Annotated in this window: 18 protein-coding genes, 1 tRNA gene and 1 pseudogene; 11 read left to right on the forward strand and 9 right to left on the reverse strand. The window is 69.2% G+C overall.

What is annotated here, in order from left to right; genetic code table 11:
- Window positions 1-11: 11 nt before the first annotated feature.
- Entirely contained in the window at window positions 12-1,295 is a 1,284-nt protein-coding gene (locus tag BG418_RS13145; protein ID WP_188273990.1) for a SidA/IucD/PvdA family monooxygenase, read from the reverse strand.
- Between the two features lie 310 nt (window positions 1,296-1,605).
- Window positions 1,606-1,764, reverse strand: coding sequence for a hypothetical protein (locus BG418_RS13150; RefSeq protein WP_188273991.1), 159 nt, complete (start codon window positions 1,762-1,764; stop codon window positions 1,606-1,608).
- A 178-nt stretch (window positions 1,765-1,942) separates the two neighbouring features.
- Here BG418_RS13150 and BG418_RS13155 point away from each other — a divergent pair, with 178 nt between their 5' ends.
- Complete coding sequence (locus tag BG418_RS13155; RefSeq protein ID WP_188273992.1) at window positions 1,943-2,968, forward strand: LuxR C-terminal-related transcriptional regulator; 1,026 nt, start codon at window positions 1,943-1,945, stop codon at window positions 2,966-2,968.
- A gap of 126 nt (window positions 2,969-3,094) precedes the next feature.
- Here BG418_RS13155 and BG418_RS13160 read toward each other — a convergent pair.
- Window positions 3,095-4,043, reverse strand: a pseudogene (locus tag BG418_RS13160) (alpha/beta fold hydrolase).
- A 37-nt stretch (window positions 4,044-4,080) separates the two neighbouring features.
- The gene (locus tag BG418_RS13165) at window positions 4,081-4,701 is read right to left on the reverse strand and encodes a TetR/AcrR family transcriptional regulator (RefSeq protein ID WP_188273993.1); all 621 of its coding nucleotides are present in this window, start codon (window positions 4,699-4,701) and stop codon (window positions 4,081-4,083) included.
- Window positions 4,702-4,947: 246 nt separating this feature from the next.
- Here BG418_RS13165 and BG418_RS39845 point away from each other — a divergent pair, with 246 nt between their 5' ends.
- The 4 genes from BG418_RS39845 to BG418_RS13185 all read left to right on the forward strand — a co-directional run bounded on the left by BG418_RS39845 (window position 4,948) and on the right by BG418_RS13185 (window position 7,544).
- Window positions 4,948-5,124: a dihydrofolate reductase family protein gene (locus BG418_RS39845; protein ID WP_223184762.1), complete on the forward strand. Its 177-nt coding sequence runs from the start codon at window positions 4,948-4,950 to the stop codon at window positions 5,122-5,124.
- Window positions 5,125-5,154: 30 nt separating this feature from the next.
- The gene (locus BG418_RS13175; protein WP_188273994.1) at window positions 5,155-5,442 is read left to right on the forward strand and encodes a DUF4287 domain-containing protein; all 288 of its coding nucleotides are present in this window, start codon (window positions 5,155-5,157) and stop codon (window positions 5,440-5,442) included.
- Between the two features lie 209 nt (window positions 5,443-5,651).
- Window positions 5,652-6,311, forward strand: a complete 660-nt coding sequence (locus BG418_RS13180) for a rhomboid family intramembrane serine protease (RefSeq protein ID WP_188273995.1) — start codon at window positions 5,652-5,654, stop codon at window positions 6,309-6,311.
- Between the two features lie 21 nt (window positions 6,312-6,332).
- Complete coding sequence (locus tag BG418_RS13185) at window positions 6,333-7,544, forward strand: cytochrome P450 (RefSeq protein WP_188273996.1); 1,212 nt, start codon at window positions 6,333-6,335, stop codon at window positions 7,542-7,544.
- Here BG418_RS13185 and BG418_RS13190 read toward each other — a convergent pair.
- Window positions 7,534-8,475, reverse strand: coding sequence for an FAD-dependent oxidoreductase (locus tag BG418_RS13190; RefSeq protein WP_188273997.1), 942 nt, complete (start codon window positions 8,473-8,475; stop codon window positions 7,534-7,536). The two genes, BG418_RS13185 and BG418_RS13190, sit on opposite strands and share 11 nt — an antisense overlap.
- A gap of 167 nt (window positions 8,476-8,642) precedes the next feature.
- On the opposite strand from BG418_RS13190, the gene BG418_RS13195 reads away from it, so the two are divergent.
- The 3 genes from BG418_RS13195 to BG418_RS13205 all read left to right on the forward strand — a co-directional run bounded on the left by BG418_RS13195 (window position 8,643) and on the right by BG418_RS13205 (window position 11,496).
- The gene (locus BG418_RS13195) at window positions 8,643-8,978 is read left to right on the forward strand and encodes a helix-turn-helix transcriptional regulator (RefSeq protein WP_188273998.1); all 336 of its coding nucleotides are present in this window, start codon (window positions 8,643-8,645) and stop codon (window positions 8,976-8,978) included.
- 210 nt (window positions 8,979-9,188) lie between these two features.
- Complete coding sequence (locus tag BG418_RS39850) at window positions 9,189-9,587, forward strand: ATP-binding cassette domain-containing protein (protein ID WP_398998630.1); 399 nt, start codon at window positions 9,189-9,191, stop codon at window positions 9,585-9,587.
- A gap of 667 nt (window positions 9,588-10,254) precedes the next feature.
- The gene (locus tag BG418_RS13205; RefSeq protein ID WP_188273999.1) at window positions 10,255-11,496 is read left to right on the forward strand and encodes an MFS transporter; all 1,242 of its coding nucleotides are present in this window, start codon (window positions 10,255-10,257) and stop codon (window positions 11,494-11,496) included.
- A gap of 23 nt (window positions 11,497-11,519) precedes the next feature.
- Here BG418_RS13205 and BG418_RS13210 read toward each other — a convergent pair.
- The 3 genes from BG418_RS13210 to BG418_RS13220 form a co-directional block, all read right to left on the reverse strand.
- A tRNA-Ala gene (locus BG418_RS13210) sits at window positions 11,520-11,594 on the reverse strand.
- Between the two features lie 410 nt (window positions 11,595-12,004).
- Window positions 12,005-12,295 (reverse strand): DUF6087 family protein, encoded by a 291-nt coding sequence (locus tag BG418_RS13215; RefSeq protein WP_188274000.1) that lies wholly within the window; start codon window positions 12,293-12,295, stop codon window positions 12,005-12,007.
- A gap of 12 nt (window positions 12,296-12,307) precedes the next feature.
- Window positions 12,308-13,678 carry a Tat pathway signal protein gene (locus BG418_RS13220; protein ID WP_188274001.1) on the reverse strand — a complete coding sequence of 457 codons (1,371 nt, stop codon included), beginning with the start codon at window positions 13,676-13,678 and terminating at the stop codon, window positions 12,308-12,310.
- A 155-nt stretch (window positions 13,679-13,833) separates the two neighbouring features.
- On the opposite strand from BG418_RS13220, the gene BG418_RS13225 reads away from it, so the two are divergent.
- Genes BG418_RS13225 through tgmC form a run of 3 tightly spaced genes read left to right on the forward strand, consistent with a single transcriptional unit; the run spans window position 13,834 to window position 16,283 of the window.
- Window positions 13,834-14,100 (forward strand): putative ATP-grasp-modified RiPP, encoded by a 267-nt coding sequence (locus tag BG418_RS13225; RefSeq protein ID WP_223184763.1) that lies wholly within the window; start codon window positions 13,834-13,836, stop codon window positions 14,098-14,100.
- Window positions 14,101-14,103: 3 nt separating this feature from the next.
- On the forward strand, window positions 14,104-15,087 hold the full coding sequence (gene tgmB / locus BG418_RS13230; protein ID WP_188274002.1) for an ATP-grasp ribosomal peptide maturase: 984 nt from the start codon (window positions 14,104-14,106) through the stop codon (window positions 15,085-15,087).
- Window positions 15,084-16,283, forward strand: a complete 1,200-nt coding sequence (gene tgmC, locus BG418_RS13235) for an ATP-grasp peptide maturase system methyltransferase (protein WP_188274003.1) — start codon at window positions 15,084-15,086, stop codon at window positions 16,281-16,283. The genes tgmB and tgmC overlap by 4 nt, the downstream gene beginning before the upstream one ends.
- Before the next feature lie 152 nt (window positions 16,284-16,435).
- On the opposite strand, the gene BG418_RS13240 is transcribed toward tgmC, so the two are convergent.
- A complete protein-coding gene (locus tag BG418_RS13240) occupies window positions 16,436-17,260 on the reverse strand; it encodes a hypothetical protein (RefSeq protein ID WP_188274004.1) in 825 nt (274 codons plus the stop codon).
- Window positions 17,261-17,324: the final 64 nt, after the last annotated feature.

Here is a 17,324-nt window from a genome sequence, read left to right on the forward strand (position 1 = left end):
AATTCCTTCGGTCACGCTGCACGGGACGACACGGAGCCGGCCTCGTATTGCTGGATGATGTCTGCCGTGATTTCCCCGGCCCGGCTCGCCAGCACGCTGAGGAGCGAGTCGGCGATGCCGTGCGTGGCCTCGTTGACTCCCTGCAGGTAGCAGCCGGCGCCGGTCTGACCGGGGATCAGCATGCGGTAGTGGCGATCGACCTCGATGTCGGCCAGACCCAGAGAGGTCGCCAGATCCCGGATGTGGGCGGGCATGGAGCGAACGAATCCGGTGCCGAGCAGCACCATGTCGCACCGCAGGGAGTCGCTGTTTCCGGTCTTGCGGTCGGTGAGGGTCAGCACGACGTCGTCACCGTCCATGTGCGTCGCCACCACATCGGTCATGCCCACCATCTGGATGCGCTCGGTCCCGGTGAGCCGGTCCTGGTACATCTGGTGGTAGAGGGTGTTCAGCAGATCCGGTGCGAGACCGCCGTAGTTCGTGCGGTACATCTCCTCGAGCATCTGGTGGCGGGCCACGGGATGCGAGGAGTGGAACTCGTCGATGAACGACGGGTAGAACAGCTCGTTGGTGAACTTGCTGCCTTCGTAGCCCACCAGGCCGATCGACCGCATGAGCAGCGTCAGCTGGGCATGCGGGAAGTCCTGGTAGGACGCCCACAGCATTTCCCCGGCGCTCTGTGCGGCACCGACCACGGCGATGCGATGTGCCTCGGACCGGTCGAGCTTGCCGATGCGTTCCGAGAACTCCGTGCTGTGGATGACGCGCTCGGCGGGCAGCGACTGGAACACCTCGGGAACACGCGCGTCGCGGCCCCCGCCGATGACGAGGTTCCGACAGGCGATGGCCGATCCGTCGGAGAACGTGACCCTCCACCCCGTCAGGTCCCCGGACTCCAGCCCGATCGGCTGGATGCCGACCGCCCTCTTGTTGAACTCGATCGGGACGGGGACGTTCTCCGCCACCCACCGGAGATACGCGGAGATCTCCATCCGGTGCGGAGTGAACGAACCCGTGTTGATGAAGTCGTCGAGGCGGCCGACCGCGTGAAGGAAGTTCAGGAAGGAGAAACGACTGGTGGGGTTGCGGCGTGTGACCAGATCCTTCAGGAACGAGACCTGGCTGCGCGCCCACGGCATCAGCATGCCGCGCTGCCACGTCACGTCTTCCGCCTGCTCGACGATGAGCGAGTTTTCCACCAGCCACGGCGGTGCCACCTCGCTGAGCGCTACTGCCAGCGCGAGGTTTGCCGGCCCGGCTCCGATGGCCAGCAGTTCCACATGTCGTTCGGACACTTGACTTCCCGATCTCTACGGCGCCACGAATAGATCAGCGGCGAGCACTTCTCTGCTGGAACCATCTCCGCACGCACCGGAACGTCACAGATACGGGTGCATGATTTTCGGAGAATGCAATCAATTCTCAGGAAAGCGACTGGGAGCGCCTATCCGAGAGTGCGGAACGCATGACGCTCCGATGAATGAACGCACTGCTGGCGGCTGAATAGGCGCAGCAGATACATGAGAGGAGGTCAGGGGCGGGTTATCCAGCAAAAGGGAGCACTGCTGACCCGCGATGACCCTCTGTACCCCGCGGAGCGGCGTGTCATCCCCAGCCGAGGTCGCTACCGGGTGCGGTGACAGCGGTTCCACTGCCCAGCGCGTTGACGGTGGTGGCAGACACGTCGACCTGGATCCAGGCCGCAGCGCCGAGCGCGGCTACAACGATGAGCGCACGCTTGAGGTAGGTGGAAAAGGTGTTCATCTTCGGATTCCCCCGTCTGTCATCTCGCCGCTCAGGCTCGTGACCTGCGGCGATGCATCACTATCGCCAGACGGAGGCCAAGGGGTCCAGAGTGGGTGAGGGGCCGTATCGTTGTTGGCGGTAATACGACCCCCGGACGTAGGTTGCAGCTGTGACAAAAATGGGACATTCCCAGACTATGGAATCCGGCATTCCGGTAACCATGCAGGTCTACGCCCACCTTGTTACCGAGGGGAACGCGACGTTTCAGGACATCCAAGCGGCTGTCGGCTGCCAGCCCTCCGATGTCGAGGAATCCATTCGCGCCCTGATTGACTGCGGCCTGCTCCAGGGACCCTCGGATGACGGCCAGTTCCACGCCGTCTCCCCCGAGGCCGCCCGCCGGATCACACTCAGCCCGCTCTACCGAGAATTCCATTCCCTCCAGCGCACCATTGCCGAAACCAGCGCGGCACTCGAAACCCTCACGCCTGTCTACGAGATGCACACCCGCACACAAGGGGCGCCCGGCCTGGAGGAAGTGCGATCACTCTCGGCCGTTCGCAACCTCATCACCGGACTGGCAGCCGACGCCCACGAGGAAGTGCTGACATCACAGCCCGGAGGCCCCCGCCCGGAGGAGCTGATCCGCGAATCACTGGCGAAGGCGGACAGCCTCCTGCGGCGGCAAGTGCGCATGCGTACGCTGTATCAGCATTCCGCCCGGTTCTGTCCGGGAACCATTGCCTATGTGGAACACGTGGCCGGCCAGGGAGCCGCGGTCCGGACAACGGTGGCAGGGTTTCCCCGTATCCTCATCTTCGACCGCAGGGTTGCCGTGCTCTCACTGCATGGAAGCGGCGGACACGGGGCACTGATCGCCCGGGACCCGAGTATCGTCGAAACCGTCGTGCAGGCATTCGAACACGCTTGGGCCGTCGCAACGGATTTTCCACTCCGATACGATCGCGCCACCACACAGAGCACCGCAAACGAAATCCGCTCGTCCATCGTGCGGCAGCTCGTCGAGGGCGTAAGCGACAAACGGATCGCTGACGGTCTGGGCTTGTCCCTCCGATCAGTTCAACGGCACATCGCGGAGATGATGAAGGAAATCGGCGCACTGAACCGCCTGCATGCCGGATATTTGCTTCACAAGAAGCTCCACGAAGGTTCGATTGTCATCGACAGCCCAATGGACACCCCTAGGGTTAATCCAGAGTAGATCCGACGTCGTTCAAGAGGCCGTTCTTATAAAGAAGCCGCGCCGCGCCGGAGCACGGAAACCGACCCCCGCTCCCACCTCGCAACCAACTCGCTGATGTCACGGCAAAGTTGAGCCGCTTCCTGATCACCACCGCCCCACGTTCACACACAACGCACGCGCGACGCTCCCGCCCACCGGCCACCCCAAGGGCAGCTGGTGTGGATGCTGCGTATGCCGGTCGCCCTGGACGACAGCCAGGTGACTGGAGGTCAGGTTCGCTTGTGGGTGGGGAGGTTCGGTGATGTCTCGGAAGAACCGCTGGAGCGCCTCATGCAGGACGTGGGACTGCTCCAGGTGGAGGTCGTGTCCCGCCTTCGGGACGCTCATGGCCACCGTCTCGGGTCGCTGCTGAAGCATTCTGGCGGATTCCTCCGCAGCGATGATGCCCCGCTGGCCCAGAACGGCCAGGGTTGGGCAGGTGATGCTCGCCCACTCCTTCCAGTAGGAGCGTCGGGCGTTCTCACCCAAGGAGTCGACCATCACGTCGCGGTCGAACCGCGGCCACCAGCCGCCGTCACGCTCTTCCAGTCCGGCCGCCCAACCCGCTCCGACCGCGCCGCCGCCGAAGAACTCGACGGCGGCACGGCATGAAGGGAACGGGGTCGGCCAACTGTCGAGCCATCCGCCGATCTCCGCCTGGACGTTCGGATTCGGGCCGCCAGGGCCCGCCTCGATGAGGACGAGCCCGCTCAGCAAGCCGGGGTGGGTGGCAGCGGCGAGCATCGCGGTGTGGCCGCCCAACGACTGGCCCACCAACACGGGCCGATGCAGACCGAGCTGATCCAGGACCGCGATGACGTCGGCGACATAAGCGGCACGGCTCGTATCGCGCGGATGGCGCGCTGGCACCGTGGCCACGCTGGTCAACGGCGACAACGCGATAGAGAGGGCTCAGGCCCTCGGCGAGAGAGTCCCACTCGCCCATATGCCCGGCCAGACCGTGCAGCAGAACGACGGGCGGCCCGTCTCCGCCCCAGTCACGGCAGACAAGGCGGACGCCATCGCGCACCACCGTTCGCTCGGACCAGGTCATGTGGCTCTGCCCTTCTGCGGATCGGTGACGCGGTGGTTCAGCGGTAGGCGGCGAGGAAGGCGCGGACGCCCGCCGTCGTGTAGCGGTCGAGGTCGGCCTCGGTGGGCTGGGCGCCGCCGGTGAACATCGCCTTGTTCACCGGGGCCCACAGCAGCAGGCCGGAGAAGTGGTTCGCGGCCAGGAGCGGGTCGTCGATCCGGAGCAGTTTGTGGTCGGCCAGGCGCTGGAAGGCGCTCGCCAGGGTGGCCATTCCGCGCTCGAAGCCCTGCTCGTACCAGGTGGTGCCCAGGCCGGGGAAGGTGCCGGCGCTGGCGATGATCAGGCGCCGCAGCTGGAGCACCTGGGGTTGGGTGAGGGTGGTCAGCAGTCCGCGGGCGAGCCGGGTGAGGCTTTCTTCGAGGGTGTCGGCGTCGGCCGGGATGTCGGCCACGAGGTCGATCATGCCGTCGAGCCGGTCGGTGGTGGCCAGGACGATCTCGGTGAACAGTTTCTCCTTGTCACTGAAGTGCTTGTAGACGGTCTGCTTGGACACCCCGGCCAGTTTCGCGATGTCGTCCATGCTGGTGCCGGAGTAGCCCTTCTCCATGAACACCGTGGTCGCGGCCTCCGTGATCACCTGGTGTTTGCGCGCCGACCGGCTCTGCCCGTTCACTTCCATGCCATCCCCTCTCACCATCAGTACTGGACAGTCTAGTTCCTCTTTGAGTACTGTACCGTCCAGTTCCCGCGAGGGTCGGGCGCCAGGGGAGGAACACCATGAGGAAGATCGTCGCGGGCCTGTTCGTGTCACTGGACGGCGTGGCCGAGGCTCCGGGGCAGTGGAGCACTACGTCGTCTCCTCCACCCTCACCGACGTCGGTGAGGGGAACAACAGCCACCTGATCACCGGCGGCAGCATCACCCTGTGCAGTGGCTCCTGGGCAACAAACTGGTGGACGACCTCTATCTGCAGATCGCGCCCGTCATCGCCGGCACCGGCCGCACCCTCGCAGGCGGCGAGCACATCCCCCTGACGCCGGCCTCCACCCGCGCCTTCGCCAACGGCGTCATCGAGGCCCACTACACCCTCCCGCCGAACTGACCCCACACCGACAGGAACGGAAGAGAGCACATGTCGTTTCAGGCGTACCTGGACAACATCGAGGACAAGACCGGACTGACGCCCCGCGAGTTCATCGCGCTCGCGCACGAGCGCGGGTTCGACGAGCCGGGGACCAAGGCGGGGGCCATCCTGACGTGGCTGAAGGACGACCACGACCTGGGACGCGGCCACGGGATGGCGCTCGTCCACGTCATCAAGAACGGGCCGAAGATCGACGCCAAACACGTCGGCACGACCGGCTCCCACCGCGACGAGTCCGACACCCTCTGGCTGGACGGGAAGAACAACCGCCCCTGACCCGCTCTGGTCCTCAACCAGCTGCCCATGGAACCGACTTCCACTCCGCGGTTCAGCAGGTGACCCGCGTCGATGTGAAGGCCCCGCTCCGCCCGCCGACCGGGGCCTTCACGTTCACCTGTCGCCAGTGGATCCAGGCGGATTGCAGGTATCGACCCCCGCACAGCAGCGCCTGTCGGAGGAAGGCATCCCTCTGACAAGCTGCGATCATGAACGTCCACACCGTATTGCTTTATGCCTGCGCAGCCGCTGTCATCGTCACCGGCACCCGACTCCTGGCGACGCTCGCCACTCAGGGCGGTCAGGAGGTTGCTCCTCCGTTGGCTGTGTTGCGGATGTGGCGGCGGCCGGTTCCCATAGCCTCTGCGGTGCTGGTGTCCGTCATGGTGGTGCTCGGTGTGGCGCAGACGGTGTTCCCCGGCATGATCGACGCTCTGGAGCGGCACCCCGGAGGCGCCTGGTGGCGGGCCGGGACGGCGTTGGCCGTGCAGTCCTCCGGGTGGTTCCAGATTCTGTTCAACGTCACCGCGTTGGCCGTTGTCGCTCCCGTCGCCGAACGGCGGCTCGGGGCGGGGCGGATGGTGCTGGTGTTCGCGGTGAGCGGTGTGGCCGCGCAGGCCGTGAGCCTGGCCAGCTGGAGCCCTCACGGCGGCGGTGACTCCGTGGCCATCTGCGGCCTGGTGGGCGCACTCGCCACCTCGTACGCCCTGCGCGGCAGCCTCCCCGCCCTGCGCCGGCTCGTCCTCCTCATCCCCGCCGCCGGACTCCTCCTCTGCCTGGTCACCAACAACCACGGCGCGGGTCTCGTCGCCGGGTGCGTGCTGGGTGTGGGTATGGCGGTCCCTGTCCGTCAGCCCCTTGCCGCCTGAACCCACCCTGAGAGACTTCCCATGACCTCTGCGGCCTCTGCCGACTCCCTGCCCCGCCCGTTCGACCACCCCTCGCACTCCACCGATCCGTACGCCACGTACCGACGACTCCGCGCCCAAGCCCCCATCCACCGCATCGCACTCCCCGACGGCTCCCCCGTCTGGCTCGTCCTACGTGAGGCGGACGTCCGCGCCGGGCTCAGTGACCCTCGGCTGTCCGTCAACAAGGCGCATGCTCGCGGGGGTTACACCGGATTCCAGCTGCCGCCCGCGCTGGACGCCAACCTCTTGAACATCGATCCGGACGACCACCTGCGGCTGCGCCGTCTCGTCTCCAAGGCGTTCACCCCGCGGCATGTCGAGACCCTGCGCGGCCAAGTGCGTGCCGCCGCCGAGCGCCTCGCCGACGGGCTGGAGAAGCGGATCGCTTCCGACCCGTATGCCGACCTCGTCAGCGCGTTCTCCAACCCCCTCCCCCTCGCCGTCATCGGGGATCTCTTCGACATCCCCGAGCAGGAGCGGCGCGACTTCTCGGGGTGGGTCACCACCATGCTCGCGCCGCCCGGCCGCGAGGAGCTCGCCGCGGCGATCGGCGGGATTCATGAGTACCTGCTCGGCCTCGTGGCCGCCCGCCGGGCCGACCCCGGCGCCGACCTGCTCTCCGGGCTCATCGCCGCCCGCGACGAGGACGACCGGCTCACCGAGGACGAACTCGTCTCCCTCGCCTTCCTCATCCTCATGGCCGGGAGCGAGAACAGCCAACACCTCATCAGCGGCGGCATGTTGACGCTCTTTCAGCATCCTGAGCAGTTGGCGGCGCTGCGGGCCGACCCCGGACTCATATCCCAGGCCGTCGAGGAACTCCTGCGTTACGCCCACCCCAACCACATGGCCATCCGGCGCTTCCCCACCTCCGACATCGAGATCGCCGGAACCACCGTCCCCGCCGGCGACACCGTGCTGCTGTGCCTCGCCTCCGCCCACCGCGACCCCGACCGCTACCCCGATCCCGACCGCTTCGACATCCACCGCGCCGACACCGCCCACCTCGCCCTCGGACAGGGCATGCACTACTGCCTCGGCGCACCCCTGGCCCGTATGGAAATACAGATCGCCCTCGACACCCTGTTGCGCCGCTTCCCGCGCCTCACCCTGGCCGCCTCGGCGGAACGGCCCGCCTGGCGCACCTCGTTCCGCTCCCACGCCCTCAAGGAACTGCCCGTCACGGTCTGAAGAGACCTGGAGCCGTCCCCAGCGAGCCGTAGTACGGGGTGAGCGCCGCCCTGCCGCCGTCGCCCAGGGCCACCGCGATGCGCTGCATCCGGGCGCCCTTTAGGTCGCCGGCCACCAGGACGCGCGGGTGCTGGGCGTGCGGTGGGCAGTAGCCGTCCGGGCCGGTGACCAGGCCGGGGAGCGCGGCCGGTTTGCTGCCCAGGTTCGCGAGCAGGGCGTCGGCGGTGATGGTCGGGTGACTTGTACCGTCCGGGGCGTACGCCGTGATGTCGTAACCGCCGCCCCGGCGCGCGGCGATCTCGACCCTCTCCACCAGGTCGAAGCGCACCCTGGGGTCGTCTTCGACCTCGGCCGTCTTGTACGTGTCATGGGCCGGGTGGAGTACGCGGAAGCGGGCGTCCGCGTGCGGGTGGGCGCGCAGCCACGTTCCCAGCGGGCGGTCCGCGCCCAAGACCACCACCTCGCGAGCCGCGACCTCCTCGGGGGTGGATCGCCACAGCGGCGACGTATGAAGGGCCTCGGCCGCCTCCACCCAGTCCACGTCCCAAGGCGTCAGCGTAGTCACCCCCGTCGCCACCACCACCGTCGCCGCCGTGAACAACTGACCGTCTGCCAGGGCTACTTCGGCCCGGTCGTCGTAGCCCTTCACCGCCGTCGCCCTCCCCTGCACGAGCGTGACGCGGCCCGACTCCCGCTGCCTCGCGACATCCGCCACCAAGGCCTCGGCGAGCTGCGGGCCCGTCGTCCAGCCGCCCGGCACGTTCTCCAGGGCCCCGATCGCCGCCACCTTCGAGCCGACGGCGACCGCTTCCACCAGCGTGACGCGCATCCGCAGGCTCGCGGCCATCACGGCGGCCGCCACGCCCGCCGGGCCCGCGCCCACCACCAGCAGGTCGACCGGGTCGGCGCCGTCGTCTGCGGTGCTGGTCATGCGCGTACGTACTCCTTCTTCTCGGCCTTCATCTCGGCCTACTTCTCGGCCTACTTCTTGACGCTTTCGCGTGAAGCCTGTTTTTAGCTCCAACTAAAGGTGGCATCCTGTCAGTAGGAGCTCAGCAGGAGTTCAGTTGGAGTGTCGACGAGTGTCTAGGAGCTGACATGCCCTGGTTCGCCAAGGATGATCCCGGCAGTGCCGACTTAGTGGCGGGCGCGGCGGCCCGGCAGGTCGCCGCCTCACTGGCCGGGCTGCTGGAGGAGCGCGGGCTCACCCGCAGCCAACTGGCTGCCAGAATGGGCGTGAGCCCAGGCCGCGTCAGCCAGATCCTGTCCGGTGACGCGAACTTGACGATCCGCTCGCTCGCCATGGCCGCCGCCGCGCTCGACGCGGGCGTCGAGGTCCTGTTCACCGGAGCTCCGGCGCCGCAGGCTCCCACCACAGCTGAGACCACCACCGCAGACGAACGCGGACGGGTGCTGGCGCCCACGCACCACTAGTGCTTGCCGCCGACCCTCAGAAACGAGCTGCCTGTCTGCCTGGTACGCACGCGGGAGACGCCGAGATAACCATGCGCACCGCCCCTGTCCTGTGCACCGGACTGTCGTTCGACTGGCCGAACGGCACCCACGTCCTGCACGACCTCACCGGGCCACAGGCGACGGCCGTACGGGCCTGCTCGACCGCAACGGCAGCGGGAGTCCACCCTCCTGCGGCTGATCGCCGGACAGCACGGGCCGACCTCGGGCACGGTCGGGGTCACGGGTAAGTCCGGCTTCCCGCCCCAGAACCCCACGCTGGACCCCACCCTGCGCATGGACGATGTCCTGGGCGTGGCCGACGCTCGTGCCACCCTGCACGTCATCGAGGCCGGAGACGCCGGCGAACACCACCTCACCGCCCTGGGCGAGCAGTGGAATGTGGAGGAACACGCCCAGGTCGCCCCGGCCCGCCTGGGTCTTGGGCACATCGGCCTGGACCACACCGTCGGCGAGGTCTCCGGTGGCGAGGCGGTGCTGCTGCGGCTGGCCACGCTCCTGCTGGCCCGCCCGGGCGTCCTGCCCCTTGACGAGCCCACCGACAACGTCGACCGTCACGCCCGCCAGTAGCTCTGCCGGGCGATGGCCGAATACCGCGGCACTGTGATCATCGTGGCCCACGACCGCGAACTGCTGGAGCTCGTCGACCAGATCGCCGAGCTGCAGGACGGCACCGTGCGCACCTTCGGCAGCAACCTGAGTTCCTACGGGGAAACCACCGCCACCGACGAGCAGGCGGCCGCCGAACGGACGCACCCCACGGCCCGGGCCGGCCTCGCCCGGCAGCGACACCACCTGGCCGCCGCCTGGACCCGTCGGGCGCGCAGCGCCCTCCATGCAAGCAGATGTACGCCCACAGCCGCGTGGACGAGACGGGGAGGACGAGTGACGGTGGTCATCGCCCCATGCCGGCGTATGCCGTTGCGGCTGGTCAGGGGTGTCCCGCCTGACTCCTCCGATCGGCCCATGACGCCCGATCCGCAGGCGCCCGGGCTCACATCGAGCTCACATTCTGGGGGCGCTGACCTGCTCGTACGGGCAGTTCCCGCATGGGGCAATCAGCGCCCCGAGCTGCATCCGGCCGGACGCGGCACGCCAGCCTCTGTAGGCGGCGTGCCGCGTTCGTGTGAGGTCTGCGAGAACGCCGCTACCCGTGCTGCCCAACGGGCCTAGGGTGAGCCGCGATTCGACCGGGGCCGCTGCTCCTGGTCTGGCGTGGCCCCGCCCCGGAGGACGCATGAACTACCTGCTGCTGTTGCGACGGCGGCCCGTACTGGTGCTGTGGCTCGCGCAGAGCCTGTCCGTCCTCGGGGATCGGCTGTACGCGCTCGCAGTCATGTGGGTGGTGTACGCCTCGACCGGCTCGGCTTCCCTCATGGGCCTGGTCGCAGTCGCCGAATCCGTCCCGTACATCGTGCTGGGGAGCGTCGGCCGACAGCTGGTCGCCCGGTTCTCCTCGTTCGCCTCGCTCGCGTGGGTGGACGGGGCGCGGGCAGTGGTGGCGGTCGTGTTGCCGTTCCTGTGGTCGCCGGACGCGCACGGCTTTGCCCTGCTGCTCGTCGGGGTGCTGCTGCTCGGCACCTTCGGGGCACTTTTCGATCCGAACCTCGGCGCCCTGGTGCCCGACCTGGTCGAGCCGGAGAAGGTGCAGGAGATCACGGGACTGCTCGACCTCACAGGGCGCATTGCCCGGATCGCGGGCCCGGCGAGCATCGGCTTGCTCCTGCTCGTCGTCTCCGAGGTCCAGCTCTTCGCGCTGAACGGGCTCACGTTCGCGGTGTCGGCGGTGGCGCTCGGCTGGCTGGCACGCCGGTACGCCATGGCAGCCGGTAGCGGGACGGGCGAGCGGCCCGGCAAGGCACGGTCGGCGGTCCGAGCGTGGCCGGTACTGCGGGCGCACCCTCGCGTCGGGCTAGCGGTCGGGCTGCACGGTGTCGCGCTGTTCTGCTCGGCTGTGGCGGCGGTGGGCATGCCCGCGCTGCTCGCCACCCGGTACGGCGCCGGGGCGGGCGTCTATGGGCTTGTGACGGCTGCTGTGGGCGCCGGGGCGCTCCTGGGCAATCCCTTGGCCAGTAACCGGCGTTCGGGCGGCTGGCTGCCCGTGTACTGCGGCGCGTGGGTGGTGCAGGGTGTCGCGACAGCGTGCATGGGACTGATGTTGCAGCTTCCCGCGTTGATGTTGCTCGCCCTGGTGACTGGTCTGGTCACCCCCGCGACGAGCGTTACCCTGCGGGCGCACCTCGGCGCGTTCGCCCCCGCCGAGCGGCTGCGGCTCATGTCCGTGGACCAGACCGTGATCCGTGCCGGGGGCACGGCCGGGATGCTGCTCCTGCCGTTCCTCGTCGATGCCTCGCCGCGTGGCGCGTTCGTCACGAGCGGACTCATGGTGGCGGGGACCGCGCTCAGTTCCTTGCTGGCAGCTTCACGGCTGCTGCGGCCCGAGACGCCTGTGCCTGCACTCTCTGTAGCGAACAGATGAGCCACGGGCCGGAGGATTGAAGGGGCGGGGCGGCCGGATTCGAACCGGCGTCCTCCTCCATGCTGTGTAGGCGCACTACCTCTGTGCTACGACCCCGCCTTGCCGTGATCATAACCGGCTTGCCTGGCCACAGGGCCAGTGATTTCCGGGGGGCACCTCGCCCCTCACCGGCGAAGTAGATCCGGTGAGGGGCGAGGGTACGCGGGGCGGCTGCTACTTACGCCGCAGGCGCCTCCGGCTTCCACTGGGCCGCTTCGAGGGCGAGCCAGTGGTCGACGGTGACGTTCTCGAAGGGGACGCCGATCTCCTGGTAGATGTGGGTGTGCATGGTGCCGAACCAGGCGCCCCGGCGTCGTCGAGGAACTCTTCCCGCTCGGGTGAGAGTGGTGGGGGATCCACCAGTGTCGATGCCCCAGGAGCTGGGCCGGGGTCGGCCCGTCGCGCTGTCCGACCACCCCGGAGATCAGCTCGTCGGCTGACGCAGCAACCAGACTCAGTTCATTGCCGCCTACTTGGCTGCGGTCTCGGTGCCTGGAGCTTCGGTCACCCACTGCTGTGCGGTGGCCAGGTTCGGTGCCGTGCCCGCCATCTCGTAGGCGAAGCCGTTCCACGTGATCAGGGCCCGCGCCGCGTCGGGCTGTACGTGACTGCCGCCGCCGTGCAGCGGCCGGTGCTTGCGCCAGATGTCCATCGGCGGGCGTCGCCGCTTGTCGTACGCGGCGAGCGGGTCGTCGGCATCCACGCCCGGCAGTGCGCGCGACGGCTGGTTCGGCGGCCCGGGACGGGAGTGCTTGCCCATGTCTCGATGGTCTCAGGCGGCGATCGTAGTCGGCCGGGCGGCGGCGAGTTCTCGTGCCTTCGTACATACGTCGTCGACGACGGTGGTGTCGTACAGGCGGGCGGCGTTCAGCAGGGTGTTGAGCCGGGAGGTCACGAGGGTGGAGTCGATGCGGACGGCGGCGTCGAGCGCTTGGTGGGCCGCGACGGCGCCGCGCTCGGCCTCTCCTTCGTCGAACAGGGCTGCGGCCAGGCCGACGCGGTCCATCACCCGGACCCGGTCGAACCCGGGCTTGCGCAGGGCGAGCGCGTCCTCGAAGTGGACGCTCGCCGCACGGCTGCCTCGGTCGAGTCCGGCGAGGTCGCGGGCGGATACCGCGCGGGCACCGGCGTGCTCGGCCGCGTCGAAGTACGCCACCCAGTCCGGGACGTTGTCGCCGAGTCCGGCCGCCACGATTTCGTCGGCGGCGCCGAGGTGCCGCTCGGCCTGACGCTGGTCGCCGAGGGCCGCGTGGACCCGGCCCGTCTGCGAGGCGACCAGCGCCCGCGTCGCGGGCATCTTGGCCTTCGCCGCGGCGATGCCGAGGAGGCCGAGGGCGTCGGTCAGGTGGCCGAGATAGATCATCTGGTGCGACATGCGGGTGACGATCTCCACGCCGCGATCCGGCTGCCCGGCCTCGCCTGCCGCGTACGTGCCGTAACTCCAGTACCGCTGTGCGGTGGGGTACCGGCCGCTGTCGTGGCTCACCCATCCGGCGAGGGCCGCCAAGTCGGCGGTCACCGAGAAGACCCTGGTCTTCAGGCTCTTCGGGACGCCGTCCTGGATGCGGCGGGCGACCTCGGCGAGTTGGGCGACGATCGCCGAGCGGTACAGGCCGCCGCCCTTGGACGCGTCGGCTGTGGTGAAGAAGGCCGTCACCTCCTCCAGTGCGGTGACGGTGTCCGCGTCGAAGCCGCTGGTCGTGGCGTTGAGGGTTCGAGCGGTGGAGCCAAGCATCCGTGTCGCGGCGAGGATCAGCGGGGTGCCGAGGGCGAGCTTGAGGGTGTCGCGGCGGTTCGTGAACAAGTCCATCCGCGTCCATCCGGCCAGGGTTTGGGCAGCTGCCTCGGTCAGCAGCGGGAGCTGGATACCATCCAGCTCCGGACCGGCGGTCGTCAGACCGAGATCACCGGGAGTGAGCAGCTGACCGGTCGTCTCGGAGAGGACTTCCGCGAGCAGGACGGGGACTGGTGGGCGGGGCCGTTCACCGTCGATCCAGCGGCGGATGCGGGTCGCGTCGGGCGCGATCTGGCGGTGACCTTGGGCTTTGGCCGCCGCGGCGATGCGCCGGGCAATCTCCCCGTGGGACAAGCCCGTCGCCGCGGTCCACAGCGCCAGGTGCGGGTTGCCGGATCTGCTGGCCATCGCTGCTCGTCCTCCTCGCCCGCAATGACGGAACGTGACATTTCCGCCACGGTTCGCGACTCCTACGGTACTGGTCAGGGCGGGTGTCGGGCACCGATTCTGTGCAGGCGGCAGCTGTCCGGCTGACGCCCGGCACAAGAGGAAGGGACTTTGGCATGGCGACGCTTGCACCCGGGGCTCCGTGGGCGATGCGGCTGGTCACCGACCGGCTGCCGATCGGCCCGCCGTCGTACGCGACGGTGACGCTCGACGCGTCCACGCAGATGGCCCGTTACACCGGCACCGCCGGTCAGATGGTCGAGATGGGCAAGCACGGCACGTCGAGGACGACCGGTACCGCCTCGATGTCCGGAGGCGGCGACGGGGCAAAGCCCCAGCCGCAGACCCAGGACGACAACACCACCGACTACGAGTCGGACTGACCCATGGCCGCCTCCACTGTCCTGGTCGTCACCGCGCTGGAAGACGTCACCGCGGACTGGGTGATTGCCGCGCTGAACGAGCGCGAGGTGCCCGTCGTCCGCCTCGACCCCGCCGACATCGGACCCGCCCTGACCTTCGGGTTCCGCATCGGCGAGGACAGCCCTGCCTGGGATGGGCGGCTGCGCACCGGCAGCCGGGAGGTGGAGCTGGGGGAGGTGGCGGCGGTGTACTGCCGCCGCCCCACCCCCTATGCCGCCCGGTTCGGGCATCTGACCGCTCAGCAGCGGGACTTCTGCACCGCCGAGGCCCGGCAAGGCCTCGGCGGCGTCCTGAACGACCTGCACACCACGCTGTACGTGAACCATCCCGCCGCCGTGACGGCCGCAGACTTCAAGCCCGCCCAGCTCCGGCGGTTCGCCGAGCTCGGCCTCACGATTCCGGCGACCCTGGTCACCAACGACATCGAAGCCGTGCGGAAGTTCGCCGCCGAGCACGAGCACATCATCTACAAGCCTTTCCGCGGCCTGCCGGCGGGCGAGGACGGGCACACGGGGGCGATCTGGGCCCAGCGAGTGAACCCGGACAGCTTCGATACCGCCCTCGCGGTGACCGCGCACCTCTTCCAGGCCGAGATCCCCAAGACCGGCGACGTCCGGGTGACCGTGGTCGGCACCAAGGTGTTCGCGCAGAAGATAGCCGCGCCGGACGGCGCCCTGGACTGGCGCCGCGGCAACTGGGACGAGCTGATCCACGCCCCCATCACCGTGCCCGCGCCCGTCCAGGCCGCGCTGCACCGCTACCTGGCCTCCTTCGGCCTGGTCTTCGGCTGCTTCGACTTCGCCCTGACGGGCGACGGCGACGAGGCCGGGCACTGGACCGCGATCGAGTGCAACCCAAACGGACAATGGGGCTGGCTGCCCGATGCACCGGCCATCACCGAGGCGTTCGCCGACATCCTCAGCAGGAAGGAACGGGGCCGACCATGACGATGCCCGCCGACCATGAGACCGACGCCGTACGGCTGCGCGAGACGATGGCGAAGACCCTCGCCAAGGACGGCGCCCTCGCCGATCCCGCCTGGCTCCAGGCGGTGGAGCAGGTGCCCCGGCACCGGTTCGTGCCCGGCTTCTACCTGCCCGCCGACGAGCGCGACGGACACGGCCTGACGGTGTGGCAGCCGGTCACCGCCGAGCTCGACTACGGCCGCTGGCTGACCGCCGCGTACACCGACACCACCTTGATCACGCAGTTCGACGGCGACGAACCCAACTGGAAGCAGCCAGTGGCACGACACGGTGGGGCACCTACCTCCTCGTCCACGCTGCCTTCACTCGTGTTGCGGATGTGGGCGGACGCCGACCTTCACGAGGGGCACACGGTCCTGGAGATCGGCACCGGGACCGGCTACTCGACCGCGCTGGCCTGCGAACGTATCGGCTCCGCCGACATCACCTCCATCGAGGTCGACGGCCGCCGCCTGGAGCAGGCCGCGAGCGCGCTCTACGGCTGCGGCTACACCCCCACCCTGGCGGTGGCGGAGGGCAGTTACGGGTACTGGCCCGAAGCACCCTTCGACCGGATCGTGGCCGCCTGCTCCTTTCGCGCCGTCCCGCCCGCACTGCTCGCACAGACCCGGCCGGGCGGGAAGATTCTGCTCACCCTCTCGGGCTGGCTCTACGGCTACGCCCGAGTTCTGCTCACCGTGGCGGCGGACGGCACCGCCGAGGGCCAACTGCTCCCCGGCACCGTCTCGTTCATGTCGGCCCGCACGCACGCCGCCCCCGCGTTCGGCAACCCCGCCCACTGGGCCGCGTGCCTGCCGGAGAACACCCGGACATCTCGGCACAGCCCGGAGCGGATCACCGCCGCGACCGAGGAAGCGTTCCACCTCCGCTTCCTGGCCCAGAGCGCGGTGCCCGACGCGCAGATGGTCACCGTCGGCGAGAGAGTCCACTTGGCCGACGTCGTCACCGGCTCTGCCGCCACCCTCACCCCGACAGACGGCGGTTGGCGCGTACGCGAGGGCGGGCCGGTGAACCTGTGGGAACGGGTTGAGCGCATCCTGGACGCCTACGACGCGGCCGGTGCTCCGGGCCCGGATACCTTCACCCTGCACGTCTACGACGGCGGCCAGCACCTGCGGCACCCGCAGCTGCCCGGCCTGCCGCTACCCCGGCCCTGAGTACCGCGCTGCCGGGCGATCTTGCGGCGGTGCACCGGATCCGACATCGCGGTGTAGATCGTCCTGCGGATCGCCCCGTACTCCTTCAGCGCGACCGCGACCGTGGCTGCGTCCGGAGGATGCGGTCCGTCCTTCGGGGGCCCGGGGCCCCACTACCCCCGGCTGCGCTCCCCGCTCCCGCGCAGCACCCGGTGCAGGAACGGCCTTCGCGGGGACGGCACCGCGGCGTTGCCCTCCTGGCTGGCCCGCCACAGGCGTTCGGCCGCGCGGTCGTCCGTACGGCGTCCGTACTCGTGCGCCAGATGAAGCAGCAGCTTGCAGTGGTGCAGGGCCGTGCCGTGGGCCCTGCGGCTCTCGTGCCTCTCGGCGTCGGTCCGGGCGCGCAGGCCCGTCCACTCCCCCCGGTCCTCGGCGCACGCGGTGTCGATACGGGCCTCGACCTGCGCGCACCGCGCGAACGCGTCGACGGCCTCCCGGTACCGCTCCTCGATGTGCTTCACCCTCGTCTTGTCCGCGCCCCAGCGCTCGCGCAGATGGTGGGCGACGTCGTCCATGAACCGCTGGGCGCGCCACCGGTCCTTGGGGCCGTCCATCTCCATCAGCCGGTCGCACCAGTCCGCCCGGTCGAGCGCCAGCCGCTCCTCCAGACGTACAAGCAGACGGGCCACGCCCAGACTCAGTACGGTCGTGAACGCGCTCACGCCCTCCTGCTGTCTGCGGCCCCGCCGGGTCACGCCCGCGCCCACGAGCGCGAAGGTCGCGGCGGGCAAGTGCGAGGCCAGCGGCAGCAGATACGCGCCCGCGCCGGCCGCCGCCGCCATCAGCAGACACACCGCCGAGGCCAGGGCCGCCGCGTGGACGCTGCCCAGCAGGCGGCCCTTGCCGTGGCAGCGGTCGGTCAGGGTGATCCAGGTGACGACCGCGCTCAGTCCCGCCGCTAAGCCCTCCTGGCCCGCGAGCTCGGACACCGTCTGCATGCTCAACGCCCCCACTGCCGCCCGCGTACCACTTGTTCACGCCCTGTCACGACGTTGCTGTGTG

It is taken from the genome of Streptomyces sp. CBMA152 (assembly GCF_014596475.1).
Lineage (GTDB): Bacteria > Actinomycetota > Actinomycetes > Streptomycetales > Streptomycetaceae > Streptomyces.

Bases quoted from the DNA above. Each gene is read 5' to 3' on its own strand.
- BG418_RS13155 (WP_188273992.1), top strand. From the start codon at position 1,943: ATGGAATCCGGCATTCCGGTAACCATGCAGGTCTACGCCCACCTTGTT.
- BG418_RS13180 (WP_188273995.1), top strand. From the start codon at position 5,652: ATGAACGTCCACACCGTATTGCTTTATGCCTGCGCAGCCGCTGTCATC.
- BG418_RS13205 (WP_188273999.1), top strand. From the start codon at position 10,255: ATGAACTACCTGCTGCTGTTGCGACGGCGGCCCGTACTGGTGCTGTGG.
- tgmC (WP_188274003.1), top strand. From the start codon at position 15,084: ATGACGATGCCCGCCGACCATGAGACCGACGCCGTACGGCTGCGCGAG.
- tgmB (WP_188274002.1), top strand. From the start codon at position 14,104: ATGGCCGCCTCCACTGTCCTGGTCGTCACCGCGCTGGAAGACGTCACC.
- BG418_RS13240 (WP_188274004.1), bottom strand. From the start codon at position 17,260: ATGCAGACGGTGTCCGAGCTCGCGGGCCAGGAGGGCTTAGCGGCGGGA.
- BG418_RS13185 (WP_188273996.1), top strand. From the start codon at position 6,333: ATGACCTCTGCGGCCTCTGCCGACTCCCTGCCCCGCCCGTTCGACCAC.
- BG418_RS13225 (WP_223184763.1), top strand. From the start codon at position 13,834: ATGGCGACGCTTGCACCCGGGGCTCCGTGGGCGATGCGGCTGGTCACC.
- BG418_RS13215 (WP_188274000.1), bottom strand. From the start codon at position 12,295: ATGGGCAAGCACTCCCGTCCCGGGCCGCCGAACCAGCCGTCGCGCGCA.
- BG418_RS13165 (WP_188273993.1), bottom strand. From the start codon at position 4,701: ATGGAAGTGAACGGGCAGAGCCGGTCGGCGCGCAAACACCAGGTGATC.
- BG418_RS13195 (WP_188273998.1), top strand. From the start codon at position 8,643: ATGCCCTGGTTCGCCAAGGATGATCCCGGCAGTGCCGACTTAGTGGCG.
- BG418_RS13150 (WP_188273991.1), bottom strand. From the start codon at position 1,764: ATGAACACCTTTTCCACCTACCTCAAGCGTGCGCTCATCGTTGTAGCC.
- BG418_RS13220 (WP_188274001.1), bottom strand. From the start codon at position 13,678: ATGGCCAGCAGATCCGGCAACCCGCACCTGGCGCTGTGGACCGCGGCG.
- BG418_RS13175 (WP_188273994.1), top strand. From the start codon at position 5,155: ATGTCGTTTCAGGCGTACCTGGACAACATCGAGGACAAGACCGGACTG.
- BG418_RS13190 (WP_188273997.1), bottom strand. From the start codon at position 8,475: ATGACCAGCACCGCAGACGACGGCGCCGACCCGGTCGACCTGCTGGTG.